Annotated in this window: 23 protein-coding genes; 7 read left to right on the top strand and 16 right to left on the bottom strand. The window is 70.5% G+C overall.

The window, feature by feature from the left end:
- Positions 1-258 precede the first annotated feature (258 nt).
- From typA to BM085_RS30385, 3 genes are all read left to right on the top strand, one after another.
- Positions 259-2,112 carry a translational GTPase TypA gene (typA, locus tag BM085_RS30395; RefSeq protein ID WP_031158656.1) on the top strand — a complete coding sequence of 618 codons (1,854 nt, stop codon included), beginning with the start codon at positions 259-261 and terminating at the stop codon, positions 2,110-2,112.
- Positions 2,113-2,518: 406 nt separating this feature from the next.
- Positions 2,519-2,761, top strand: a complete 243-nt coding sequence (locus BM085_RS30390; protein WP_093890290.1) for a DUF397 domain-containing protein — start codon at positions 2,519-2,521, stop codon at positions 2,759-2,761.
- A gap of 176 nt (positions 2,762-2,937) precedes the next feature.
- A complete protein-coding gene (locus BM085_RS30385) occupies positions 2,938-4,305 on the top strand; it encodes a YncE family protein (RefSeq protein ID WP_218158864.1) in 1,368 nt (455 codons plus the stop codon).
- Positions 4,306-4,406: 101 nt separating this feature from the next.
- Here BM085_RS30385 and BM085_RS30380 read toward each other — a convergent pair whose 3' ends face one another.
- From BM085_RS30380 to BM085_RS30365, 4 genes are all read right to left on the bottom strand, one after another.
- Entirely contained in the window at positions 4,407-5,042 is a 636-nt protein-coding gene (locus tag BM085_RS30380) for a DUF2461 domain-containing protein (protein ID WP_093890289.1), read from the bottom strand.
- Positions 5,043-5,079: 37 nt separating this feature from the next.
- On the bottom strand, positions 5,080-5,949 hold the full coding sequence (locus BM085_RS30375) for a polysaccharide deacetylase family protein (RefSeq protein WP_093890288.1): 870 nt from the start codon (positions 5,947-5,949) through the stop codon (positions 5,080-5,082).
- A 27-nt stretch (positions 5,950-5,976) separates the two neighbouring features.
- The gene (locus tag BM085_RS30370) at positions 5,977-6,282 is read right to left on the bottom strand and encodes a hypothetical protein (RefSeq protein WP_093890287.1); all 306 of its coding nucleotides are present in this window, start codon (positions 6,280-6,282) and stop codon (positions 5,977-5,979) included.
- A gap of 187 nt (positions 6,283-6,469) precedes the next feature.
- Complete coding sequence (locus tag BM085_RS30365; RefSeq protein ID WP_031158642.1) at positions 6,470-7,057, bottom strand: sigma-70 family RNA polymerase sigma factor; 588 nt, start codon at positions 7,055-7,057, stop codon at positions 6,470-6,472.
- A gap of 278 nt (positions 7,058-7,335) precedes the next feature.
- Here BM085_RS30365 and BM085_RS30360 point away from each other — a divergent pair, with 278 nt between their 5' ends.
- Positions 7,336-8,412, top strand: coding sequence for a PLP-dependent cysteine synthase family protein (locus BM085_RS30360; RefSeq protein WP_093890286.1), 1,077 nt, complete (start codon positions 7,336-7,338; stop codon positions 8,410-8,412).
- A gap of 345 nt (positions 8,413-8,757) precedes the next feature.
- Here the strand turns inward: BM085_RS30360 and BM085_RS30355 are convergent, their stop codons facing one another.
- Positions 8,758-9,768 (bottom strand): ABC transporter substrate-binding protein, encoded by a 1,011-nt coding sequence (locus BM085_RS30355; protein ID WP_093890285.1) that lies wholly within the window; start codon positions 9,766-9,768, stop codon positions 8,758-8,760.
- Between the two features lie 95 nt (positions 9,769-9,863).
- Between BM085_RS30355 and BM085_RS30350 the strand changes: the two genes are divergently transcribed.
- From BM085_RS30350 to BM085_RS30340, 3 genes are read left to right on the top strand one after another with little or no spacing between them, the layout of a single operon-like run.
- On the top strand, positions 9,864-10,916 hold the full coding sequence (locus BM085_RS30350) for a FecCD family ABC transporter permease (RefSeq protein WP_093890284.1): 1,053 nt from the start codon (positions 9,864-9,866) through the stop codon (positions 10,914-10,916).
- A 35-nt stretch (positions 10,917-10,951) separates the two neighbouring features.
- Complete coding sequence (locus BM085_RS30345) at positions 10,952-12,013, top strand: FecCD family ABC transporter permease (RefSeq protein ID WP_245789781.1); 1,062 nt, start codon at positions 10,952-10,954, stop codon at positions 12,011-12,013.
- Positions 12,010-12,792, top strand: a complete 783-nt coding sequence (locus tag BM085_RS30340; RefSeq protein ID WP_031158633.1) for an ABC transporter ATP-binding protein — start codon at positions 12,010-12,012, stop codon at positions 12,790-12,792. The genes BM085_RS30345 and BM085_RS30340 overlap by 4 nt, the downstream gene beginning before the upstream one ends.
- Positions 12,793-12,809: 17 nt before the next feature.
- Here BM085_RS30340 and ftsY read toward each other — a convergent pair whose 3' ends face one another.
- From ftsY to recG, 11 genes are all read right to left on the bottom strand, one after another.
- A complete protein-coding gene (ftsY, locus tag BM085_RS30335; RefSeq protein ID WP_093890282.1) occupies positions 12,810-13,994 on the bottom strand; it encodes a signal recognition particle-docking protein FtsY in 1,185 nt (394 codons plus the stop codon).
- Positions 13,995-14,042: 48 nt separating this feature from the next.
- On the bottom strand, positions 14,043-17,726 hold the full coding sequence (gene smc, locus BM085_RS30330) for a chromosome segregation protein SMC (protein ID WP_093890281.1): 3,684 nt from the start codon (positions 17,724-17,726) through the stop codon (positions 14,043-14,045).
- 508 nt (positions 17,727-18,234) lie between these two features.
- Positions 18,235-18,429, bottom strand: coding sequence for a hypothetical protein (locus BM085_RS30325; RefSeq protein ID WP_012894377.1), 195 nt, complete (start codon positions 18,427-18,429; stop codon positions 18,235-18,237).
- Between the two features lie 188 nt (positions 18,430-18,617).
- Positions 18,618-18,893 (bottom strand): acylphosphatase, encoded by a 276-nt coding sequence (locus BM085_RS30320; protein ID WP_093890280.1) that lies wholly within the window; start codon positions 18,891-18,893, stop codon positions 18,618-18,620.
- Positions 18,890-19,756: a bifunctional DNA-formamidopyrimidine glycosylase/DNA-(apurinic or apyrimidinic site) lyase gene (gene mutM, locus BM085_RS30315; RefSeq protein ID WP_093890279.1), complete on the bottom strand. Its 867-nt coding sequence runs from the start codon at positions 19,754-19,756 to the stop codon at positions 18,890-18,892. Before mutM ends, BM085_RS30320 begins: the two co-directional genes overlap by 4 nt.
- Positions 19,757-19,775: 19 nt before the next feature.
- Positions 19,776-20,507 (bottom strand): ribonuclease III, encoded by a 732-nt coding sequence (gene rnc / locus BM085_RS30310; protein ID WP_231509313.1) that lies wholly within the window; start codon positions 20,505-20,507, stop codon positions 19,776-19,778.
- Between the two features lie 212 nt (positions 20,508-20,719).
- Positions 20,720-20,899, bottom strand: coding sequence for a 50S ribosomal protein L32 (gene rpmF / locus BM085_RS30305; protein ID WP_012894381.1), 180 nt, complete (start codon positions 20,897-20,899; stop codon positions 20,720-20,722).
- Between the two features lies 1 nt (position 20,900).
- Complete coding sequence (locus tag BM085_RS30300) at positions 20,901-21,455, bottom strand: YceD family protein (protein WP_093890277.1); 555 nt, start codon at positions 21,453-21,455, stop codon at positions 20,901-20,903.
- Positions 21,456-21,521: 66 nt separating this feature from the next.
- A complete protein-coding gene (gene coaD, locus BM085_RS30295; protein ID WP_012894383.1) occupies positions 21,522-21,998 on the bottom strand; it encodes a pantetheine-phosphate adenylyltransferase in 477 nt (158 codons plus the stop codon).
- A gap of 15 nt (positions 21,999-22,013) precedes the next feature.
- On the bottom strand, positions 22,014-22,583 hold the full coding sequence (gene rsmD / locus BM085_RS30290) for a 16S rRNA (guanine(966)-N(2))-methyltransferase RsmD (protein WP_093890276.1): 570 nt from the start codon (positions 22,581-22,583) through the stop codon (positions 22,014-22,016).
- A gap of 593 nt (positions 22,584-23,176) precedes the next feature.
- Positions 23,177-25,348: an ATP-dependent DNA helicase RecG gene (gene recG, locus BM085_RS30285; RefSeq protein ID WP_093890275.1), complete on the bottom strand. Its 2,172-nt coding sequence runs from the start codon at positions 25,346-25,348 to the stop codon at positions 23,177-23,179.
- Positions 25,349-25,375: the final 27 nt, after the last annotated feature.

The following is a 25,375-nucleotide window of genomic DNA, read 5'->3' as shown; positions in this document are numbered from 1 at the left end:
GCTGACCATTCACGGCGGGCCCTACGCCCTCGGAGATCTCAGGAGGCGCACACGACCCGTGCGGAGGCCCGCGGAGACGAATACCGGCAGTTCCGCCTACAGGGGAACCGGCGGGAATCACCCGTCGAAAGGGTGTCCAGGAGGTGAATCGACGTACTTCGTGAGGCGGACACGTGAGAGTGATTGTGCGGATCAACTAAAATGGTAGGGCCGCACCGTCCGCGGCCAGCCTCCACGATCACAGAGTGAGACTCCATCATGCCTTTGAACAGCCGCGACGACCTGCGGAACATCGCGATCATCGCGCACGTCGACCACGGCAAGACCACTCTCGTGGATGCCATGCTCTGGCAGTCCGGAGCCTTCCGGGCCAACCAGGACGTGGACGACCGTGTCATGGACTCCAACGACCTCGAGCGCGAGAAGGGCATCACCATTCTCGCGAAGAACACCGCCGTCAAGCACGGTGACATGACCCTCAACATCATCGACACCCCCGGTCACGCCGACTTCGGCGGCGAGGTCGAGCGCGGCCTGTCGATGGTGGACGGCGTCGTACTGCTGGTGGACGCCTCCGAGGGCCCGCTGCCGCAGACCCGGTTCGTGCTGCGCAAGGCGTTCGCCGCCAAGATGCCGGTCATCCTGTGCATCAACAAGGTGGACCGTCCCGACGCCCGGATCAAGGAGGTCGTGGACGAGGTCTACGAGCTCTTCATGGACCTGGACGCCACCGAGGAGCAGATCGACTTCCCGATCGTCTACGCCTCGGCCAAGGCCGGTCGCGCCTCGCTGAACCGTCCCGAGGACGCCGGCATGCCCGACTCCGAGGACCTGGAGCCGCTGTTCCAGGTCATCAAGGAGACGATCCCGGCTCCGGTCTACGACCCCACCGCGCCCCTGCAGGCGCACGTCACCAACCTGGACGCCTCGTCCTACCTGGGCCGGATCGCGCTCTGCCGCGTCCACCAGGGCACCATCAAGAAGGGCCAGCAGGTCGCCTGGTGCCGCACCGACGGCAGCATCCAGAAGGTGAAGATCACCGAGCTGCTGATGACCGAGGCCCTGGAGCGCAAGCCCGCCGAGCAGGCCGGCCCCGGCGACATCATCGCGATCGCCGGAATCCCGGACATCATGATCGGCGAGACCCTGGCCGACCCCGAGGACCCGCGCCCGCTGCCGCTGATCACGGTGGACGAGCCCGCCATCTCGATGACCATCGGCACCAACACCTCGCCGCTGGTCGGCAGGGTCAAGGGCTCCAAGGTCACCGCCCGCATGGTCAAGGACCGGCTCGACAAGGAGCTCATCGGCAACGTGTCGCTGCGCGTCCTGCCGACCGACCGTCCCGACGCCTGGGAGGTCCAGGGCCGTGGCGAGCTGGCGCTGGCCATCCTGGTCGAGCAGATGCGCCGCGAGGGCTACGAGCTGACCGTCGGCAAGCCGCAGGTCGTCACCAAGACCATCGACGGCAAGGTGCACGAGCCGGTCGAGCGGCTGACCGTCGACTGCCCGGAGGACTACCTCGGAGCCGTCACCCAGCTCCTGGCCGTCCGCAAGGGCCGCATGGAGCACATGACCAACCACGGCACCGGCTGGATCCGGATGGAGTTCGTGGTCCCGGCCCGCGGCCTGATCGGCTTCCGGACCGAGTTCCTGACCGAGACCCGCGGCACCGGCCTGGTGCACCACGTCTTCGAGGCCTACGAGCCGTGGTTCGGCGAGCTGCGCACCCGCAACAACGGCTCGCTGGTGGCCGACCGCTCCGGCCCGGTCACCGCCTTCGCGATGACGAACCTGCAGGAGCGCGGCATCCTGTTCGTCACGCCGACCACCGAGGTCTACGAGGGCATGATCGTCGGTGAGAACTCGCGCTCCGACGACATGGACGTGAACATCACCAAGGAGAAGAAGCTCACCAACATGCGCTCCTCCACGGCGGACGTGACGGAGACCCTGATCCCGCCGCGCCAGCTCTCGCTGGAGCAGGCGCTGGAGTTCATCCGCGAGGACGAGTGCGTGGAGATCACCCCGGAGACCGTGCGCATCCGCAAGGTCGTCCTGGACGCCTCGACCCGTGCCCGCACCACCGCTCGGGCCAAGCGCGGTAACTGACCTTCCGCGGGGAAGCCGTACAGGGCCTCCCCGCGGGGAAGCCGTACAGGGTCTCTTCGCAGGGAAGCCGTACGGCGAAGGCGCCGGACCGTCACGGTCCGGCGCCTTCGCCGTCTCCGGCCCCGGCCCGTCCGGCTCCGCCATCTCCCGGAGGCGTGCCGGCTCGTCGGCGTCCGGCCACACGACGGGCAGATCCGCCCAGGCCAGGCCGAGCCGAGGTAAATGCGGTTTCCGGCCTCTTTGAAATGGTTACCGAGGTAGCGTATCCAGGTATGGCCGTTCACGGTCTCATCACCAGTGACCTGTCGGAGATCGCGGAAGCAGTGCGGCTATTCGGGGCCGCCGGCGTCGAGGCATTACCGCTCAGCATGTCAACGGCCTTCAACTAGAGAATGGCAGAGGAGCGATGGACCTGAGCAATCTCACGTGGCGGAAATCGAGTTTCAGCAGCAGCAACGGCGGCGACTGCGTCGAGGTGGCCGAGCTCGGAAGCGCCTCCCAGCGGCCGGATCACAAGCGGGACGCCACCCACGCCGTCCGTGACAGCAAAGACCCCTCCGGCCCCGTCCTCTACTTCAACCCCACCGAATGGAAAGCATTCATCGGCGGCGTCAAGGCATCCGAATTCGACCTTCAAGCGCCGATCTGACCATAACCCCCGTTTTCCTCCGAGACCGTCCTGTTTCGGCATGAGAAAGGCGGCCTGCTCACGGGGTGCGGGAAAGGCGAACACCATGCTAACCATGGGTTGAGCATTTGCTGACCCGACTGCTCCTAGCGTTTCCGTAGCCGGCCGGGGCCGGAGTCGGATCGAAGGAGCGGGCCATGCAGCGGCTGAGAAGTAGGCGGCGACGGCACGCCGTGCTCGTCCCCCTGATCGGGTTGGCGGCATGCGTCCTGTCCGCCTGCGGGGGCGGCCCGGCGCCGGCGCCGGGTTCGCTCCCGGCTGGCCGGGCCGCCGCGACCGGCGGCGAGGGGCCGTACGGTGGCATGACGAGCGCCCCTGCCGACGGATCGGCCGCACCGGGCGACGCCTCCGCCCGCTCTGCTCTTCCCGGCGCCGCTCCCCGGACCACACCGATGGACGTCTACGCCCACGACCGGCCCGGCATGCTCAGCCCCGCCGTGGCGGGGTTCCCCGAGCGGGTCTACGTGCCCAACAGCGAGAGTGACACCGTCACCGTGATCGACCCGCGCACCTACCAGGTGCTGCGCACCTTCAAGGTCGACCGGCGGCCGCAGCACGTCGTTCCGTCGTGGGATCTGAAGACGCTCTGGGTCAACAACAACGACGGCAACTCCCTGACCCCGATCGACCCCATGACCGGCAAGCCCGGCAAGCCGGTGTCCGTCGACGACCCCTACAACCTGTACTTCACCCCGGACGGCCGCAACGCCCTGGTGATGGCCGAACGGGAGAACCGGCTCGATTTCCTCGACCCGCACACGATGCGGCTCCAGCACTCGATGCACATGCCCTGCAGGGGGATCAACCACGCGGACTTCACCGTCGACGAGAAAACCTTCCTGGCCAGTTGCGAGTTCTCCGGTCACCTGGTGGCCATCGACATAGAGGCCCGGAAGATCCGCGCCGTCATCGACCTGGCGGACGGCACCACGCAGCGCAAAGGCATCCAGTACAGAACCACGCAGGACAGCCGTATGGAACGCGACATCCTGGAGCACGACAGGATGGGGCACGACTCCATGCGGCACGGCCGCATGCTGAACGCCAACATGCCGCAGGACGTCAAGCTCTCCCCTGACGGCACCACCTTCTACGTCGCCGACATGGCCAAGCACGGCGTGTGGCTGGTCGATGCCGGGAAGCTCCGTGTCACGGGTTTCATCAAGACCGGCCAGGGCGCTCACGGACTCTACGTCAGCCGCGACTCGCAGGTGCTGTACGTGTCCAACCGCGGTGCCGGATCGGTCACGGTCGTCTCCTTCGCGCTCCGCCGCCCGATCGACACCTGGCGCATCCCCGGCGGCGGCTCCCCTGACATGGGCGGGGTCTCCGCCGACGGCAGTCGCCTGTGGCTGTCCGGACGCTATGACGGGGTGGTCTACGTGTTCGACACCGGCAACGGCAACCTCGTCCGCAAGATCAACGTCGGCGCCGGCCCGCACGGCCTGGCCGTCTATCCCCAGCCTGGACGCTACTCGCTCGGCCACACGGGGATCTTCCGGTGAGGTACGGCTGCGCCGGAGCGTGATCGCCGGGCGATCGTGAAAAGCCACGGCGCGAACCTGCCGGGCTCCTTGAGCCGGGGGACCCGAGGCGCGGCAAGAGGCTAGTCCGCCGGGAGGTGGACGGTGAGCCACTCGACGAGCGGGGTGAGGTCGCGCCAGACCGCGCGGACGCGGTCGAGGACCTCGGGGGTGTGAACCCACGGCTCCGGGTCGAAACGGCGGCCGGCGTGCAGGGACCTGTAGCGGAGCAGATCGAGGCGGGGGTGGCCCTCCGGGACGCCGCGGGGGCGGGTCTTCAGCCGGTCGCCCTCGATCTCGTAGCCGGCCGCGGCGAGCCCGGCCACGACCTTCTCCAGCGGGACACCGCTGAGCTCCTCGTCGACCGCCTGGCGGTAGCGGGCGAGCTGGTCGCCCTGGGCCGAGTAGAGGCCCGCCCCGGCGTGCAGTCCCGTGGCGTCGAGCTGGACGTAGTAACCGATGGCCTCGGCGGTGGCGGCGTAGGCGCCCTGGTGGGTCTTGTAGGGCGACTTGTCCTTGGCGAAGCGGACGTCGCGATGCGGGCGGAACAGGTGCACCCGGCCGAACTCGGCGGACAGTTCCTCACCCAGCGCGGCCATGGGTGCCTTGACCGCCTCGTCATAGACCTGCTTGTGGCGGGTCCAGTAGGTCTTGGAGTTGTCCGCCTCGAGGCCCTCGTAGAACAGGAATGCCTCGTCGGGGAAACCGCTGAAACTCATGGCCCCCATGCTCCCACCGGCGACCGACAATAATCCGTCACCTCCCGGTGGGCCCCGCCTCCCCGGCGTACACCCTGCCCGGGACGAGCGGCCCGCCGTACAGCTCGGAGAGCGTCACGAACGTGTAGCCCCGCAGGGCGAGCAGGTCCAGCACCTGGGCGGCGGCCTCGACCGTGGTGCTGTGGATGTCGTGCATGAGCACGACGGACCCCGGCGTGACCGTGGTCGCGCGCTGCGTGACGATCAGACTGTCGCGGTCCCGCCAGTCCATGGTGTCGACGTCCCACAGGATCTGGGCGAGCCCCTCCCGGCGGGTCTCGGCGGCGACCCGTTCGCCGGTGGATCCGTACGGCGGGCGCATGAGGGTCATCCGGCGCCCGGTCACGTAGTGGACGATCTGCTGAGTGCGGCGCAGCTCTCCCCTGATCCCCGCCTCCGACAGCGCGGTGAGCTGTGCGTGACTCCAGGTGTGGTTGCCTATCTCGTGTCCTTCGGTCACCATCCGGCGGAGGGTGTGCGGGCCGTCCTCCGCCACCCTCTGGCCGAGCACGAAGAAGGTCGCCCTGGCGTGGTGCCGGGCGAGGATGTCGAGCAGCTGCCCGGTGTATTCGCCGGGCCCGTCGTCATAGGTCAGCGCCACGCACTTGACCCGCCTGCAGTTGATGTGACGCGCCGCGGGCGCGACGGGGTATCTGCTCCTGGGCCACTGCGGCTGGATCGCGGCGAGTTTCGCGGCCAGTTCCGCGGGATCGATCGGCGGGGGCTGCCGGGCCGCGGACGGCACGGGAGCGTCCGGGACGGCGGGGGCGACGGAGACCCGCGCCCCCTCGGATCTCAGGTGGGCGACCGGCGCGGCACATCCCCCGACCCCCAGCAGCAAGGCGAGTGGAACGGCCCATAACCGCACGCTTCCCCCAGGCAGGCGAGCGCGGGGTTATGGATAGTCCTCAGCCGCGTCCCCCCGCAAGATCTTGGCCAGGTCCTCCCACCAGGATGGGACATCGGCCTGTAATTCGGCGTATCGACGCGCCACGCGAATGGCGCATCCACTGGGATCCGTGCCCAGATGGCGACGTTTCACCGGCCCTTCCTGCCAACGGTAGAAACCATCACGGAAACGTATGACCAGCCCTATCCACACCGAAAGGATGCCGTCGTTCCCGACCTCGTAGACGCCGGTCACACCGAGCTCTCCCAGCTCCGCACGGAGCCGGTCCGTCGCCGCGCGGGACTCGCTCACCCGCCACCTCCCGGACGGGGAGGGGAAGACGCACGGTGGGGGACGCACCCGTTGTCCGGCGGTGTCGGCACACCGGAACGGGAGACCGAAAGCGACATAGCGTAATGATGCGGTTCCAGCTTGTCGCCGGACAGTGGTTCGCCGCTATTGGTCTGGGGTCTCCCGCGGTTCGGCGACCGCCACGGGCCTACGCGGCCTGGCGCTGCGCGGGCAGCCGGAACTCGCCTTCCTCGATGGCGTAGTCCTCCAGCATCGTCCGGAGCTGGCGACGGCCCCGGTGCAGGCGTGACATGACCGTGCCGATGGGGGTGCCCATCCGCTCGGCGATCTCCTTGTAGGCGAAGCCCTCCACGTCGGCCAGGTAGACGGCCACCCGGAAGTCCTCGGGCAGGGCGCGCAGGGCGTTCATCACGGCGCTGTCGGGCAGCTGCTCCAGCGCCTCGGTCTCGGCGGACTTGAGCCCGGAGGACGTGTGGGACTCGGCGGCGGCGAGCTGCCAGTCCTCGATCTCCTCGGCGGCCGAGAGCTTGGGCGAGCGCTGCTTCTTGCGGTAGTCGTTGATGAAGTTGTTGGTGAGGATGCGGTGCAGCCACGCCTTGAGGTTGGTGCCCTCACGGAACTGGTGATAGGAGGTGAACGCCTTGGTCACGGTCTCCTGGACGAGGTCCTCGGCATCGGCGGAGTTGCGGGTCAGACGCATCGCGGACGCGTAGAGCTGGTTGGTGACCGGTACAACGTCGCGCTCGAACCAGTCCTGGCGCTGCTCTTCGGTCATCGTGATCACGTCATCCCCCTCTTGCTGTTCCCCCAGTCACCGTCCGGCTCAGGTGCGACGCACCCTTCCCGGCGGCATACGGCATGCTCGCAGGCACCCGGTAAAGGTGCCGTTAAGAGTGGTTGTGCCTGCTCAGGGGGTTCGTCACTGGCTGCGCCAATGGCGGGTGCAACACGCCCTACAGCCGGACAAGTCTCATTATCGTAACATCCTTCCTTCAATTTGGCCGAACATGTGTCTATCATCACATAACCCCAGCTAGCGCTACCTTTGGGTCTATGGAATACGTGGATCGACACGACCCCGAGACCCGCTCCTGGGTGGCCGAGGCCATCCGCCGAGTCGAGGCCGACGCCCATAGAAGCTGCGACACTCATCTCCACGTCTTTCCGCTTCCCCCGCGGTGGGGGGTAAACCTCTACCTGAAAGACGAGTCCGTCCACCCCACCGGTTCACTCAAGCACCGGCTCGCGCGCTCCCTGTTCCTGTACGGCCTGTCGAACGGCTGGATCGGTCCCAGCACAACGGTCGTCGAGGCGTCCAGCGGTTCGACGGCGGTGAGCGAGGCCTACTTCGCCCGGCTCATCGGCCTGCCGTTCATCGCGGTGATGCCCGCCTCGACCTCGCCGGAGAAGATCGCGCTGATCGAGTTCTACGGCGGCAAGTGCCACCTGGTGAACGACCCCGGAACCATCTACGAGGAGTCCCACCGGCTGGCCGTCGAGACCGGCGGGCACTTCATGGACCAGTTCACCTACGCCGAGCGGGCCACCGACTGGCGCGGTAACAACAACATCGCCGAGAGCATCTTCAGCCAGATGGAGATGGAGCCCCACCCCGAGCCCAGCTGGATCGTGGTCGGCGCCGGCACCGGCGGCACCTCCTCCACCATCGGCCGCTACATCCGCTACCGGCGTTACGTCACCCGCCTGGCCGTGGTCGACCCCGAGGGCTCGGCGTTCTACTCCTCCTGGTGTTCGGGCGACGCCACGGCCACCGCGCCCGGCTCCCGCATCGAGGGCATCGGCCGTCCCCGCGTGGAGCCGTCCTTCATGCCCACCGTGATCGACCGCATGATCCAGGTCCCCGACGCCCGGTCCATCGCGGCCATGCGCTGGGTCCGCGAGGTCACCGGCCGCGACGTCGGCGGCTCCACCGGCACCAACGTGGCCGCGGCCGTACAGATCCTGCGGGAGATGCGCCAGGCGGGCGAGCGGGGCAGCGTCGTCACGCTGATCTGCGACGGCGGCGAACGCTACCGGGGCACCTACGACGACGACGCCTGGCTCGCGGAACGAGGCCTGGACATCGTCCCCCACCTGGAGGAGCTGAGGTCCTTCCTCGCCCAGCCCTGACCCCGGCGTCGCGCGCGGGGCGCCGCCGTCACCGGCGACCGGCGCCCCAGGCGCGTCAGGCTCCGCCGTCCCGCTGCGCGTTCTTCCTGGCGATGGCGTCCACCACCTCGGAGACGTGGGGTCCGCACACGGGGTCGAGGGAACGCCGGCCGGAGAACCAGGAAGTCTGGATGACGAAGTCGGCCGGGTACCCACACAGACAGGTGCCAGGAGATTGCGGATCTGTCGGTATGACCGCTGAGCGGTGAGTCACCATGGCTCTGACTTTAGACCGCTATGACCGACTCTCCACGAGAAGCGGAAAACTCGGCGAAGGATCTCCGGTGAAGGGACCGGCAGGAGGGGTCAGGCCGCCTTGGCCGGGTCGACCTCGAAGGTCGTGGCCAGGTCGTCGAGGATGGCGTGGGCGCCCTGGATGCCGACGGCGCTCATCCAGGTGAGGTCGGCGACATCGTGCTTGGCGCCCTTGAGCTTGCCCCAGAGCGGGTTGGCCTCGAACTTCTTCTTGATCGGCTCGACCGACGGGTCGGCGTAGGCCGCGACGAAGATGTGGTCGGCGTCGAGCTGGGAGATGTTCTCCTGGCTGACCTCCACCATGATCGTTTCAGTGGTGGTCGGCTGCCCCTCGGGGCGAGCGAAACCGACGTCCTTCAGCACCAGGCCGGAGTAGGAGTTCTCCACGTAGAGGCGGACGGTCGGCTCACCGGCGAAGCGGGCGATGGAGACGGTGGGCAGCTTGCCCTCCTTCGCCTTGATCGACTCGCCGATCGCGGCGGCACGGTCCTGATAGGCCTTGATCTTCTGCTCGGCGAGGTCCTCCTTGCCCAGGGCCTGGCCCATGAGCTTGAGGTTCTCCTTCCAGATGGCCCCCGTGGTCTCGCTGAACACCGTCGGCGCGATCTTCGACAGCTTGTCGTACAGCGCCTCGTGGCGGACCTTGGCCGAGACGATCAGATCGGGCTTGAGCGCGATGATCTGCTCCAGGCTCGGCTGCTCCAGCGTGCCGACCGGCTTGGCCTCCTTGGCGTGGCCGAGGACCGGGGTCAGGTAGTCGGGAAGCTTGTCGTCGATCGCCCGGTAGGTGGTGAAGCCGACGACGTCGGTCTCCAGGGTCAGCACCGCGTCCACGAAGCTCTGGTCGAGGGCCACGACCCGTTTGGGCTGGGCCTCGATCCGGCTCTCGCCCATGGCGTGCTTCACCGTACGGGGGAACGCCGCCGCGTCGCTCGCCGCCGGAGCCGGGGCCGTCGCGCCGGTGTCGGCCGTCGTGCTGGAGGTGCTCGCCCCACAGGCGGCGAGGCCGAGGGAGAGTACGGCTCCCGCAACGCCCACGGTCAAGGCTCGCAACGCTCTCATCAAAGATCCCCTTCAAGATACGGCCAACCTAATTTAGCTTAGCCATACCTAAGCTGACATACTTGTGCAGGATCGAGCAAACGAGAGGAGCGCAGGTGAGCACAGTGGCGGCCGTCACGCGACCCCCGTCGCGCGGCAGGGCCCGTGCCATCCACCGGCATCGCCTGCTCGTGCTGGCCGGGCTGTTCGGGGCTCTCGCGGTCGCGGCCCTGCTGAGCGTCATGATCGGCGCGAAGCCGGTCCCGCCCGCCGACGTGTGGCACGCGCTGACAGGTCCGACCGGCAGCGAGAACGACATCATCATCCGGTCGCTGCGCATCCCCAGGACCGCCGTCGGCGTCCTGGCCGGGATCGCGCTCGGCGTCGCGGGTGCGCTCATGCAGGGGCACACCCGCAACCCGCTGGCCGACCCCGGCCTGCTCGGCGTCACCCAGGGCGCGGCGTTCGCCATGGTGCTCAGCATCATGGTTCTCGGCGTCACCAGCCTGTACGGCTACATCTGGTTCGGCCTGGCCGGAGCCCTGATCGCCAGCGTCGGAGTCTTCGCCCTCGGCATGGCCGGCGGCCGCGGCGCCCCCACCCCCGTGACGCTGGCCCTCGCGGGCACCGCGGTCAGCGCCTTCCTCTACGCCCTCACCTCGGCCCTGGTCCTGATGGACGAGCAGGCCATGGATGTCTTCCGCTTCTGGCAGGCGGGCTCGATCGCGGGCCGGGGCGATGACGTCGTCTGGCAGGTGCTCCCGTTCATCGCCGTCGGCCTGGTCCTGGCCCTGATCAACGCACCCGGCCTCAACGCGCTCTCCCTGGGCGAGGACGTCGCCCGCGCCCTCGGCCAGAACGTCACCCTGACCCGCACCATCGGCGTGGCCGCGATCACGCTGCTCAGCGGGGCCTCGGTCGCGGCCTGCGGCTCGCTGGCCTTCCTCGGCCTGATGGTCCCCCACCTGGCCCGCCCGCTGTCCGGCCCGGACCACCGCTGGCTGCTGCCGTACTCCGGGCTGATCGGCGCCGCGGCCCTGCTCGCCGCCGACGTGATCGGCCGGATGGTCGCCCGCCCCGGCGAGCTGGAGGTCGGGGTCGTGCTCGCCCTGACCGGCGCGCCGTTCTTCGTCTTCCTGGTCCGCCGGAGAAAGCCGGTCCGCCTGTGACCTCCTCCCCCGTACGGCTCCCGCACGAACCTCCGGTGCGGCCCGCGCGTGCACGGTCCCTGCGGCTCGGCTCCGCCTCCTGGCTGCTGCGCCTGCGCTCGGCCACCGTGGCCCTGGTCCTGCTGGCCGCCACGGTGCTGCTGATGGCGCTCGGCATGCGCATCGGCGACATCCCGATGAGCGTCCCCGAGGTGTTCCAGGCGATCACCGGCGACGGCTCGAACCACTTCGTCGTGATGGAGCTCCGCCTCCCCCGGGCGCTGACCGGCGTCCTCGTCGGCGCGGCGCTGGCCCTGGCCGGCGCGATCACCCAGGCCATCGCCCGCAACCCGCTGGCCAGCCCCGACATCCTCGGCGTGACCACCGGCTCCAGCGTGACCGTGGTCGCGGTCATCGTGGCCGCCGGAAGCACCGCGGGCGGCGCCAGCGGCGCCCTGGCCGAGGTGGGCATCCCTCTCATGGCCCTGGCCGGCGGCCTGGCCGGAGCGCTGACCGTCTACCTGCTGGCCTGGCGCAAGGGGCTGGACGGCTACCGCCTGGTGCTGGTCGGCATCGGCGTCTCGGCGGTGTTCACCAACGTCAAGTACTGGCTGCTGACCGTGGGGGACGTCACCGACAGCGGCCGGGCCATGGTCTGGATCAGCGGCTCGCTGAACGGCCGGGGCTGGGAGCACGTGGTCCCCGTCGCGATCGCGCTCGTCGTGCTCATCCCGCTGACCCTGGCCGGCACCCGCTCGCTCGGCGCGCTCCGCTTCGGCGACGACACCGTGACCGGCCTGGGCGTACGGATGAACCTCGCCAGAGGCCTGATGATCCTCGCCGCCGTCCTGCTCGCGGCGGTGGCCACCTCCGCCGCGGGGCCCATCGCGTTCGTCGCCCTGGCCGCCCCGCAGATCGCACTGCGCCTGGCCGGGGTGGGCCAGCCGCCGCTGGTCGTCTCCGCTCTCGTCGGAGCCGTCCTCACCGCCTCGGCCGACCTGGCCGCGCGGACCCTGTTCAGCCCCGTCGAGCTGCCGGTGGGCGTGGTCACCGCGGTCCTCGGCGCCCCCTATCTGATCTATCTCCTGATCCGTGTTCGCAGAGAGGCACGCTCGTGAGACTGCAAGCCGTCGACGTCAGGCTGGGCTACGGCGACCGCGTCATCGTCGACGGCCTCGATCTCGGGATCGAGGCCGGCACGGTGACCACGATCATCGGACCGAACGGGTGTGGCAAGTCCACGCTGCTGCGCGCGCTGGGACGGCTGCTCCGGCCGACGGGTGGCGAGGTCCTGCTGGACGGCAAACGCATCGACAGGATGCCCACCAAGGAGGTCGCCAAGGTCCTCGGCGTGCTGCCGCAGGCTCCGACGGCCCCGGAGGGGCTGACCGTGGCCGACCTGGTGGCCCGGGGACGGCACCCGCACCAGACGTGGTACCGGCAGTGGTCCTCCGACGACGAGTCCGCGGTCAGCGAGGCTCTGTCCATGACCGGCCTGCTCGACCTGGGCGAGCGCCCGCTGGACGAGCTGTCCGGCGGGCAGCGCCAGCGGGCGTGGATCTCGATGGCCCTCGCCCAGGGAACCGACCTGCTCCTGCTCGACGAGCCGACGACCTTCCTGGACCTGGCCCACCAGGTCGAGGTCCTGGAGCTGGTCCGCAGGCTCCACGGCGAGCTCGGCCGCACCGTGGTGATGGTCCTGCACGACCTCAACCTGGCCGCCCGCTACGCCGACCGCCTGGTCGCCATGCGCGACGGCAAGGTCATCGCCGCCGGAGCGCCGCACGAGGTCCTCACCGAGCCCCTCCTCGCGGAGGTCTTCGACCTGGACGCCAAGGTGATCGAGGACCCCGTGGCCGGAACCCCCCTGGTCGTCCCGGTCGGCGTACGCCACTGACCAGCCCCGGCCGGCGGTCAGTCGCCGAGGAGCGTGTCCACGAAGACCTCGGCGTCGAACGGGGCCAGGTCGTCGGGGCCCTCGCCCAGGCCGACGAGCTTGACCGGGACGCCCAGCTCGCGCTGGACGGAGATGATGATGCCGCCCTTGGCGGTGCCGTCGAGCTTGGTCAGGGCGATGCCGGTGACGTCCACGACCTCGGCGAACACCCGGGCCTGGCGCATGCCGTTCTGGCCGGTGGTGGCGTCCAGGACGAGCAGGACCTCGTCCACCGTGGCCTTCTTCTCGATGACGCGCTTGACCTTGCCGAGCTCGTCCATCAGGCCGGTCTTGGTGTGCAGCCGCCCGGCGGTGTCAACGATCACCACGTCGACCTTGTCCTCGATGCCCTTGGCCACGGCGTCGAAGGCGATCGACGCGGGGTCGCCCCCCTCGGGACCGCGCACGACCTCGGCCCCGACCCGGTCTCCCCAGGTCTGGAGCTGGTCGGCGGCGGCGGCGCGGAAGGTGTCGGCCGCGCCGAGCACGACCTTGTTGCCGTCGCCGATCAGGGAGCGGGCCAGCTTGCCGGTGGTGGTGGTCTTGCCGGTGCCGTTGACGCCGACCACGAGCACCACGGCCGGGCGCTCGCCGTGCGGCTTGACGTGCAGGGTGCGGTCGAGGTCGACGCCGAGCTGGGTGAGCAGCTCTTCCTTGAGCAGGCCGCGCACCTCCGCGGGCGACCGGCTGCCCAGCACCTTCACGCGGGTGCGCAGATCCTCGACCATCGCCCGGGTGGGCGCGACGCCGACGTCCGCGGTGATCAGGGTCTCCTCGATCTCGTCCCAGGTGTCGTCGTCGAGACGGTCCCGGGAGAGCAGTTCGAGGAGCCCCTTGCCGAGGGTGCTCTGCGAGCGGGCCAGCCGGGCGCGCAGCCGTACCATCCGGCCGGCGGAGGGCGGCGGAATCTCGATGACCGGGGCGACGACCACGGGCTCGACCGGCTTGACCGGCGGAGGCGGCAGGGTGGTGGTCGCCGCGTCGTCGTCGGTCGCCCCCCGGGGAGGCGCCTGCTCCCCCTCCTTGGGGATCGGCAGCACCTCCGGCGGCTCGACCGGCGGCGGAGCCGTCTTGCCCCCCGGCCTGAACAGCAGGAACACGCCGCCTGCCGCAAGCAGGGCGACGACGACAACGATCGCGATTATGCCGAGATAGGCTTCCACAAGACCACAGTTTTCCAGACGCCCCGGGATGCTCCGACCCCCTGGGGGTCAGACGGCCTCGTGTTCTCTCAGGCGCTGGCTGATGACCTGGGTGACACCGTCTCCCCGCATCGACACCCCGTACAGCGCGTCGGCGATCTCCATCGTGCGCTTCTGGTGGGTGATGATGATGATCTGTGACGTCTGCCGCAGTTCTTCGAACAGGGTCAGCAGGCGCTGGGTGTTGGTGTCGTCCAGCGCGGCCTCGACCTCGTCCATCACGTAGAACGGCGAGGGCCGCGCCTTGAAGATGGCGACGAGGAAGGCGACGGCGGTCAGCGACCGCTCGCCGCCGGACAGCAGCGACAGCCGCTTGACCTTCTTGCCCGGCGGCCGGGCCTCGACCTCGACGCCGGTGGTCAGCATGTTCTCCGGGTCGGTGAGCAGCAGCCTGCCCTCGCCTCCGGGGAACACCCGCGTGAAGATCGTCTCGAATTCGCGGGCCACGTCGTGGTAGGCCGCGGTGAACACCTGCTCGACCCGGTCGTCCACCTCCTTGACCACCAGCAGCAGATCGCGGCGGGTCTTCTTGAGGTCCTCCAGCTGCGAGGTGAGGAAGGCGTGCCGCTCCTCCAGCGCCGCGAACTCCTCCAGCGCCAGCGGGTTGACCTTGCCGAGCTGGGCCATCTGCCGATCGGCCGCCTTGGCCCGCTTCTGCTGCTCCTCCCGGACGTAGGGCACCGGGTCGCCGTCCCCCGTGGGGACCGGTTCGTCCGGGCCGTACTCGGCGATGAGCGTGCCGGCCTCGACGCCGAACTCCTCCACCGCCCGCGCCTCCAGCTGCTCCAGGCGCATCCGCTGCTCGGTCCTGGCCACCTCGCTGCCGTGCGCCCGGTTGACCAGCTTGTCCAGCTCGCCGGAGAGCTCGCGGACCCGGAGCCGGACGGACTTGAGCGAGGCGTCGATCTGCCCGCGTGCCTGCTCGGCCTCGTCGCGCTCGGCCGCGGCGCCCGCCAGTGAGGCCTCCAGCGTCCGCAGCGTCAGCTCGGTCCCCCGGACCACCGCCTGGGCGACCTGCGCCTGCCTGCGCCGCCGCTCGCGCCGGTCGGCGGCCCGGGAGCGCTCCTCGCGCTCCCGCTCGGCCGCGCGCACCAGGCCGTCGGCCTTGCCCTCCAGGCCCCTGACCCGCTCCTCGGCCGTCCGTACGGCCAGGCGGGCCTCCATCTCGGCCTGCCTGGCCATCGAGCAGACCTCGGCGAGCTCGTCGCGGATCTCGGTGCTGGGCTCGGACTCCAGCCCCTCGCCCTCCTCCGCGGCGGCGAGCCGCTCCTCAAGCTCGGTCAGCCCGGCCGCGTCCCGGTCGCGTGCCTCCCGCGCCGCCCGCACGCCCCCGGCCAGCCGCTCGCACTCCTCCCGGGCGGCCTCGGCCGCGGCGCCGAGCTGGGCAAGCCTCCGGGCCGCCGCGGCGACCCGCTGGTCGGCGTCGCGCTGCCGGGTCCGGACCTGGTCCAGCGCGGCCTGCGCCGCGTTGACGCCCGCCTGCGCGGTCTGCACACCCGTCTGCGCCTCGGTCACCCGCGCCTGGGCGGCCTCGACCGCGAACTGCGCCTCCCCCTCGGCCTCGGCGGCCTCCTCCATCGCCGTCGCGGCCTGTTCGGCGGCCACTCCGGCCGTGGCCAGGTCGGCGGCCGCCTCGTCCAGGGCGGCACGCATCTGGAGGGCCGAGGTGCCGCCGGCCGAACCACCCCGGGCCGCGTAGGCGCCCAGAAGGTCACCGGAACGGGTGACGGCCCGCAGCTCCGGCCGCTGGTCGACCGCCTTCCTGGCGGTCGCCAGATCGTCGACGACCAGCACGCCCTCCAGCAGGTGCGCGGCGGCGGCCCGCAGCTCCGCGGGGACGGTGACCAGGTCGATCGCCCATTCGGCACCGGCCACCGGCACAGGGGCCGCCGGGGGCTCCGCCCCGCCGGCGGCGATGACGAGGGCGGCCTGACCGCCGCCCTCGCTCCTGAGGAAGTCGATGGCGTCCGCCGCGCTCTGCAGGGACTCCACGGCGACGGCTTCGGCGGCCGCCCCCAGGACGGTGGCGACGGCCACCTCGGCGCCCGGCCGGACGGTCAGCATGGTGGCCACCGGGCCGAGCACGCCGGCCAGGTCGGCGGCGAGCAGCGCCGCGCCGCCGTCCGCGCCCCTGGCCAAGCTCAGCTCCAGCGCCTCGAACCTGGCCCCCAGCGCGGCGACCTGGCGCTGCGCCTCCTGGTCGGCCTTGCGCGCCGCACCGAGGGCGGCCTTGGCCGCGCCGAGGCCCGCGTTCGGGCCCGCGACGGCCGCCTTCGCCTCCTCCACCACGGCCCTGGCCGCCTCGACGGACTGCCTGGCCTGGTCGACGACCTCCAGGGCGATCTCCAGCTCCTCGGCGAGGGCGGGATCGGCGGCCGGGTCGGCCTGCTCCTGGCTGTCGTGCTCGGCCTGGGCGCGTTCGGCGCGCTGCTCGGCCTCCGCCAGGGAGCGCGCCAGCCGGCCGATCTCCTCCTCGGCCGCTCCGGCCCGGCTGCGCACGGCGCCGACCTGGCCTCGGAGCCTGGCCAGGCCCTCACGCCGGTCGGCGGCGGCCCTGGCCGCGGCGGCCAGCCGCCGCTCCTCGGCGGCGAGGGCGCTCTCGGTCTCGGCGCGCTGGGCCACGGCCCTGGCGAGCGACTCCTGCTCGTCGGCGAGCAGCTCGGCGAGGACCCGCTCCTGCTCCCGGACCTCCTCGGCCTCGCGCTCGAAGTCCTCCGGATCACGCCCGCGCCGCTCCACGGCGGGGTCGGCGGCGTTGCGGTGCCGCTCGGCGGCGAGCCCCGCCAGGCCCCTGAGCCGCTCGCGGAGCGAGGAGAGCCGGAAGTAGGTCTCCTGAGCGGTGGCCAGGCGCGGCTGGGCCTCGGCCTCCGCGGCCTCCAGCTCGGCCTCCGCGACCTGGCCCTGCTCCAGCTCGGTCTCCACCACCGTACGGCGGGCGAGGACGGCGGCCTCGTCGGCGGTCTCCCGCTCCAGCGTGGTCCGCAGGGTGAGCACGTCGTCGGCGAGCAGGCGGAGCCGGGCGTCGCGGAGGTCGGCCTGGATGACGGCGGCCTTGCGGGCGATCTCGGCCTGGCGGCCCAGCGGCTTGAGCTGGCGGCGCAGCTCGGTGGCGAGGTCCTGGACGCGGGTCAGGTTGGCCTGCATCGCGTCGAGCTTCCGCAGCGCCTTCTCCTTGCGCTTGCGGTGCTTCAGGACGCCCGCGGCCTCCTCGATGAACGCCCGGCGGTCCTCGGGCCCGGCGTGCAGCACCTGGTCGAGCTGGCCCTGCCCGACGATGACGTGCATCTCGCGGCCGATGCCGGAGTCGGACAGCAGCTCCTGGATGTCGAGCAGGCGGCAGGTGTCGCCGTTGATGGCGTATTCGCTCTGCCCCGCCCGGAACATCAGGCGGCTGATCGTGACCTCGGTGTAGTCGATCGGCAGCGCGCCGTCGCTGTTGTCGATGGTGAGCGTGACCTCGGCACGGCCCAGCGGGGCCCGCGAGGAGGTCCCGGCGAAGATGACGTCCTCCATCTTGCCGCCGCGCAGCGACTTCGCGCTGTGCTCGCCCATGACCCACGCCAGGGCGTCGACGACGTTGGACTTGCCCGACCCGTTGGGGCCGACGACCGCGGTGATGCCCGGCTCGAAACGGAGGGTGGTGGCCGAGGCGAAGGATTTGAAACCGCGCAGGGTGAGAGTCTTCAGATACATGCAGAAAACCCCCCACTCCCCGTGCGCCTCCATGGACCGTGGCGCCGCGCGTCACGGCTCAGGCGTCGGCGACCGGTGTCCTCCCTCGTCGCCCAGCCCGCCCCGCGTGGGAAGACTACCGTTCTTCACCCCCGCTCGCCCGCACACCGCGGGCTTCGAACCCCGGGGAGGAACGGGGAGTTCGGGAGGGCCGTCAAAGCCCGGGAGTGGCGTCACGGCGCGGTTTCCGCGTGCCGTCACCCGTCTCCTGGGAAGGCGCCAGGCGCCATGGCCGAGGGCGGCGGATACGGCGGACGAAAGCACCAGGCGCGCCACGGCGGATGGCGGCAGATGCGATGGATGGCGGCGGATGGCGGAACACGGCCTGCCGCCGCCGGGTGCTACCGGGGCGGTTGACCTTCTTCTCGCGCCACATATGACGCCGTACGTGTGACGGCTGGCCGTGGCGCCGGATATGACAAGGGACGCCCCGAAGAGGCGTCCCTGGACAGTGTGTTCGTCCCGGCCCCTAGGTAAGGGCCGGCTCACGATCCTGCAGGCGGGTGAACGCCTCATCACGGGTGCTGGCCGCGAGTTCGTCGTTCTGGGCCTGGAGCCGGGTGAGCTCTGCCTCGAGATCACGGATACGCTGCTGGAGACGGCGCATTTCCGAGACCATTCGAGGGTCAGGACCGCCGACGTGGCCGAGTAGAGCCTTCGCCATGGTTAAGGGTCCTCCACGCTGAGTGACCAGACTGGTTCGCGCACTTCTTGCCGCGGGAGGGGTGCGCGTGGTTCTTATCAAGAGTCGCACTGGTGAGGGAGACGGTCAAGTTGAACGCTCCGCTCGGACGCACCTGTGGGCACTCCCAACGGTAAAATATACCTCATTTTAGGGGGCTAAAGGAACGGTTAACGCTCCACAAAACCAGCCGAGCCCCCCTTGGCCTCGCTCCAGCGCTCCACCACCCCGTCGACACGACCCGGCGCGTCACCGCCGCGGAGCAGTTCCAGCAGCCTGGCGCAGGCCTCCCGCGAGCCCTCCGCCACGATCTCCACCCGCCCGTCGGGGGTGTTCCTCGCCCAGCCCACCAGGCCGAGCTCCAGCGCCCGCGCCCGTGTCCACCAGCGGAAACCCACGCCCTGCACGCGGCCCCTGGCCCAGGCGGTCAACCGGACCCCCGTCACGCCCCGGCCCTTCTCGGGCGGGGCTGGCAGCGGGGGCAGCTGTAGGAGGAGCGGTTCATGAACGACTCCCTGATGATCGGGGCGCCACACCTCGGGCAGGGTTCGTCCCGCCTGCCGTACACGGCGAGCGACCGGTCGAAGTAGCCGCTCTCGCCGTTGACATTCACGTAGAGACTGTCGAAGGATGTGCCGCCCTCGGACAGCGCCGCGGCCATCACCTCGCGGGCGGCGCCCAGCAGCTCGGCGATCTTCGGACGGGTCAGCGCCCCCGTGGGCCGGGCCCCGTGCAGCCGGGCCCGCCAGAGCGCCTCGTCGGCGTAGATGTTGCCGACGCCGCTGATCAGCGACTGGTCCAGGAGCGCCCGTTTGACCTCGGTCTGCCTGGCACGCAGGCGGCGGCCGAACAGTTCCTCGTCGAAGTGCTCCTCGAACGGGTCGGGCGCGATGTGCGTGATCGGCTCCGGCACGGGCCGGCCGCCGGAGTGGGCCATCGCGGTCACCAGCACGTGGCCGAAGGTCCGCTGGTCGACGAAGCGCAGGTCGGGACCGCCGTCGGTGAAGCCGATCCGGACGCGGAGATGCCTCTCCGGGGCCGAGCCGGGCTCCACCACCAGCAGCTGCCCGCTCATCCCCAGATGCGCCAGGATCGCGTCGGAGCCGTCCAGGGGCAGCCAGAGGTATTTGCCCCGCCGCTCGGCGGAGCCGATCGTGCGGCCCTTCAGGCGGGAGGAGAACTCCTCCGCGCCGGGGACGTGCCGCCGGATCGCCCGCGGGTGCAGCACCTCGGCATGGGCGATGACCCGCCCGGACACCCAGCGCTCCAGGCCACGCCGTACGACCTCGACCTCGGGCAACTCGGGCATGCGCCCCTCCTTGAACGGGTCAGCTGGCTTCGCGCTTGTCCCGGTCCTGGCGGATCCGGTTCCAGGCCGCCTCGGCTGCCTGCTGCTCGGCCTCTTTCTTCGAACGCCCGGACCCGGAGCCGTACTCCTCGCCGCCGAGAAGGACGACGGCGGTGAAGGACTTGGCGTGGTCGGGACCGCTCTCCTCCACGTGGTACTCGGGCACGCCGAGCGACTCGGACGCGGTGAGCTCCTGGAGCGAGGTCTTCCAGTCGAGCCCGGCGCCCAGCGAGGCCGAACGGGTGATGAGGGGGTCGAAGAGCAGGTGGACGACGCGGAACGCCTCGTCCAGGCCCCTGTTGACGTAGACCGAGCCGATGAGCGCCTCAAGGGTGTCGGCGAGGATCGAGGACTTGTCGCGCCCCCCGGTCCCCTCCTCCCCCCGGCCGAGCCGCAGGAACCGGCCCAGGCCCAGCGTGCGGGCCACGTCGGCGAGGGCGCGCATGTTGACCACCGCGGCCCTGAGCTTGGCCAGCTGCCCCTCGGGCAGGTCGGGGTGGTTGCGGTAGAGGGTGTCGGTGACCACCAGGCCCAGCACCGAGTCGCCGAGGAACTCCAGGCGCTCGTTGGTGGGCAGGCCGCCGTTCTCGTAGGCGTAGGAGCGGTGGGTCATCGCCCGCTCCAGGATCGCGACATCCAGCCGCACGGAGAGGATCCGCTCCAGCTCGTCCCTGACGGACTCGACGGCCACCGGTTTAACGCTCGTACCCACGTCTTCTCCTCGCACGGTTCTCATCGAATGCGCGATGGCGAAGGGGAGAACGAGAATTGCCCGAAGACGTGGTGGGCGCCGGGAGGGTACGCGTTACCGCGAACCCCGGCGTCCACCACAGCCGCGGGCGGACCGCCATCGCATTGTGGTGCAGACGGTGACGCCGACCGGGACCAGAAGGGCCCGGCCGGCATCCGTCAGTCAGAATGCGATCAGGCGGAGGGCTCGATCACCTGACGGCGGTTGTAAGTGCCGCAGGTCGGGCACGCCACGTGCGGACGCTTCGGCGAGCGGCACTGGGGGCAGCTCACGAGCGAAACCGCGGCGGCCTTCCACTGCGACCTGCGGGAGCGAGTGTTGCTCCGCGACATCTTGCGCTTGGGGACAGCCACGTCAGCTCTCCTGATCGTTGTTATGTTCCGGAATCAGACCTTGCAATTTGGCCCAGCGGGCATCGATCACCTCGTGCTTGTGACCAGGCTCGGCATCCGCGAGCCTGATCCCGCATTCCACGCAGAGCCCCGTGCAGTCTTCACTGCAGACCGGGCTCAGCGGCAGTGTGAGAACCACCGCGTCGCGGAACGTGGGCTCGAGATCGAGCAGTTCACCGTCGAGGATCGAGTCACCCTCGGCGGCATCCTCCGCCGAGTAGAAGAACAGCTCCTGGAAGCCCACCTCGGTTTCCGAGATGACCGGTTCCAGACACCGTGCGCACTCCCCCCGCAGCGGGGTTCGCGCCGTGCCCGTGACGAGCACACCTTCCATGACCGCCTCGAGCCGGATCTCCAGCTCGACATCGGCGTCCCTGGGGACACCGATCATGTCAACGCCGATCTCCGCCGGTGCCGGGAGAGTGCGGGTGATCTGGAGCATCGATCCCGGTCGCCTGCCCAGATCATGGGTGGAGATTACCCAGGGGGCTCGGGGATCAAGGCTACGCAGAGTCATTCCGCTCTCATCAGGCATGGCGAATCACCGCCGTTGTGCAAGGCCAAAACAAGAGAATACCAGCAGCTAACCCCTGAGCCGTTCGACCAGAAGCTCCTGCACGAGGTCGGGGACCAGGCCGGCCACGCTCCCGCCGTACCGGACGATCTCCTTGATACGGCTGGACGACAGGAACGACACCTCCGGCCCGGTCGCCATGAACAGCGTCTCGACTCCGGACATCCGGTAGTTGAGCTGGGCCTGCTGGAGCTCGTAGTCGAAGTCGCTGACAGCGCGCAGGCCTTTCACGATGGCGGGGATCTCCTGCTGCTTGCAGTAGTCCACCAGCAGACCGTGGAACTTGTCCACGCGGACGTTGCCGTACTCCTTGGTCACGGTCTGGAGCATCTCGATGCGTTCCTCGACCGTGAACAGGCTCTTCTTCTCGATGTTGATCAGGACGGCTACGACAACCTCGTCGTACTGCCGGGAAGCCCGGCCGATGATGTCCAGATGACCGTTGGTAACGGGATCGAACGACCCCGGGCAGACAACGCGACGCAAGGTGTACCCCCTGCTCTATGGATTCCCGGCGGCGCGACCGTACCAAACGGACGCTTCGCCGTAACGACGGACCCTCTCCTCCTCGTATCCGGTGGGCCACACCAGGTCCTTCCCCCGGCTCTCCCGTTCCACCGCGATCAGCGCGTCCTCCGCCAGCCAGCCGTGGTCCCTCAGCTGCCCGAGCACGGCGTCCACCGCCTCGTCGGTCACCGCGTAGGGCGGATCGGCGAACACGAGGTCGTACGGCTCCTCGGTGCCCCGCTCCAGCACCCGCTCGACCCGGTCGGCGGCGAGCAGGGCCCCCGGCAGCCCGAGGGTCGCGATGTTCGCCCTGATCGTCCGGGCCGCCTTGGCGTCGGACTCCACGAGCAGCGCGTGGACCGCCCCCCGCGACAGCGCCTCCAGCCCGACCGCGCCGGATCCGGCGTAGAGGTCCAGCACTCTCGCCCCGTCCAGCGAGCCGAGCAGCGACCCCACGGTGGAGAAGATCCCCTCCCTGGCCCGATCGCTCGTGGGACGGGTCCCCCGCCCCGGCGGCACGGCCAGCCGCCGTCCTCCTGCGCTTCCCGCGATGACTCGACTCACCGGCCCATTGTCTCAGTGCCGGCTGAGACGCCCGCCTGTGTCCCGACGCCCGTGCACCGAGCGCCGATGCCCGTGCGCCGATCGGAACGCCGGCCCGGATGACGCCCGTGCACCGGGCGCCGATGCCCGTACGCCGATCGGAACGCCGGCCCGGATACCGGCCGGATGTCGATCCGGCCACCGGGCGAGGCCCCGCCGCCCGCCGGCCCGGCGCCGCGGACCGATGTCATCCCTCGTCCCACAATCACGGTCAGCGGCGCGCCCCGGCAGCCCGGCGTGTCGCGACGGATCGCATAACCGCAGGTCAAAAGGGTCTGGGGAGGTGATCTAGGTCAAGAGTGGGCAAGGAGTGGCGACGAAAGCGCAAGGGTCGTTCCGCCCGGTCCCGACGCCTTGCATGATGAGTCCTGCGGCCTTCAAGTGACCCAGGGGGAGGCCGACCGGCGTGATCGTGAGCCCTTCCGCACGCCGGTGCTCTCGGCACCTGACCCGAGAGTGGGCCCAGGCGGGGACGGCATTCGGGGGGAGGCCGTCCCCGCAGTTGGGCGTTCACCTCCCGCCCGGCCGCGGCCCCCGCGCCCTCTCCGGACCTCTCAGGTCTTCTCCAGATACTCCGCGCGCTCGTCGGCGAGCAGCCGGTCGATCTCCATCCGGAGGACGGCGTGCTCGGCCAGCTCGGGATCCGCCGTCAGCATGGCCTCGGCGTCCTGGCGGGCGGCGTGGATGACGTCCTCGTCGCGGAGGAGCTGGAGCATCTTCAGCGACGACCTGCGGCCCGACTGGGCCACGCCCAGCACATCACCCTCGCGGCGCTGCTCCAGGTCGACCCGGGACAGCTCGAAGCCGTCCAGGGTCGCCGCCACGGCGTCGAGCCGCTGGCGGGCCGGAGTGCCGCCCAGGGAGTCGGTCACCAGCAGGCACAGCCCCGGCAGCCCGCCACGGCCGACCCGGCCGCGGAGCTGGTGGAGCTGGGAGACGCCGAACCGGTCGGCGTCCATGATGACCATGACCGAGGAGTTGGGGACGTCGACGCCGACCTCGATGACCGTGGTCGCCACCATGACGTCGATCTCACCCCGGGTGAAGGCCCGCATCACCGCGTCCTTCTCCTCCGGCGGCAGCTTGCCGTGGAGCACCGCCGTGCGGAGGCCGTGCAACGGCCCCTCGGACAGCATCTGGGCCACGTCCAGCACCGCCAGCGGCGGGCGCCGCTCGTCGTCGTCCTTCGACAGGTCGCCCTCGTCCCCCTCCAGATCGCCGATGCGCGGGCAGACGATGTATGCCTGCCGTCCGAGCTCGACCTCCTCGCGCAGCCGCGTCCAGGTGCGGTCCAGGAAGTGCGGCTTCTCCGCGGCGGGCACCACGTGGGTGGTGATCGGCGCGCGGCCGGAGGGCAGCTGGGAGAGCGTGGAGACCGTGAGGTCGCCGAAGACCGTCATGGCGACCGTGCGCGGGATCGGGGTGGCGGTCATGACCAGCACGTGCGGGCGCCCGCCTCCGGCCTTCTCGCGGAGCGCGTCGCGCTGCTCGACGCCGAACCGGTGCTGCTCGTCGACCACGACCAGACCGAGATCGGCGAACTGCACGCGCTCCTGGAGCACGGCGTGGGTGCCGACCACGATCCCGGCCGACCCCGAGGCCGCGTCGAGCATGGCCGAGCGGCGGGCCGCCGCGCCCAGCGAGCCCGTCAGCAGGGCGACCACGGTGCCGCCGAACATGCCGCCGGCGGCCAGGTCGCCGAGCATGGCCGAGATCGACCGGTGGTGCTGCTGGGCGAGCACCTCGGTGGGCGCCAGCAGTACGGCCTGCCCTCCGGCGTCGACCACCTGGAGCATGGCCCGCAGCGCGACGACGGTCTTGCCCGCGCCGACCTCGCCCTGCAGCAGCCGGTGCATGGGGTGGGCGAGGGCCAGGTCGGCCTCGATCTCCTCCCCCACGCTCCGCTGGCCCTCGGTGAGCTGGAACGGCAGGCGCCGGTCGAAGTCGGCCAGCAGCCCGTCGCCGCGCGGGGGCCGGGGCGTGGCGGGCCAGGAGGCGGCGGCCATCCGGCGCTGCAGCAGCACCGCCTGGAGCAGGAACGCCTCGTCGAACTTGAGCCGTTTGCGGGCCCGGGTCACGTCGCCGTGATCGCGCGGCCGGTGGACGGCGAGGAGCGCCTCGGCCAGGCCGGGAAGCTTGTGCCGGGCCCGCAGCTCGGCCGGGAGCGGGTCGTCGAGGGGGCCCATGGTGTCGAGGACGACCCCCAGCGCGCGGCGGATCGCCCAGGGCGTCACGTCCTTGCCCGCCGGATAGATCGGCACCAGCGCGGCGGCGAACTCCTCGGCTCCGGCCTCCGTCTCGTCGAACATCTCGAACTCGGGGTGGGACAGCTGCCACCTGCGCTTGTCGCCCTGGCCGAACGCGCCGACCTTCCCCGCGAACATGCCTCTGGCGCCCGGCCGCAGCCGTGTCTCCGCGATGTGGGAGGCCTTGCCGAAGAACGACAGATAGATCTTGCTGCGCCGGCCGTCGACGACCTCGACCTCCAGCCACGTGCCGCCCTTGTTGCGCATCGGTTTGCGCATGGCCCTGGTGACCTCGCCGACCACGGTGACGTGCTCGTCGACCTGCAGGTCGTCGAGGTCGGTCAGCTCACCCCGCTCGGCGTAGCGCCGGGGGTAGTGCCGCAGCAGGTCGCCGACGGTGCGCAGGTCGAGGACACTCTCCAGCAGCTTGGCCGTCTTGGGATCCAGTGCCTTCGCCAGCGGCTCGTCGAAGCTCGTCACCCCAAGTTTCTACCGCGTCCGGACGAC

The sequence above is a fragment of the Streptosporangium canum genome (assembly GCF_900113865.1).
GTDB classification, from domain to species: Bacteria; Actinomycetota; Actinomycetes; order Streptosporangiales; family Streptosporangiaceae; genus Streptosporangium; species Streptosporangium canum.
The sequence above is the reverse complement of the archived record's forward strand: the minus strand, read 5'-3'. Positions and strand labels throughout refer to the sequence as shown.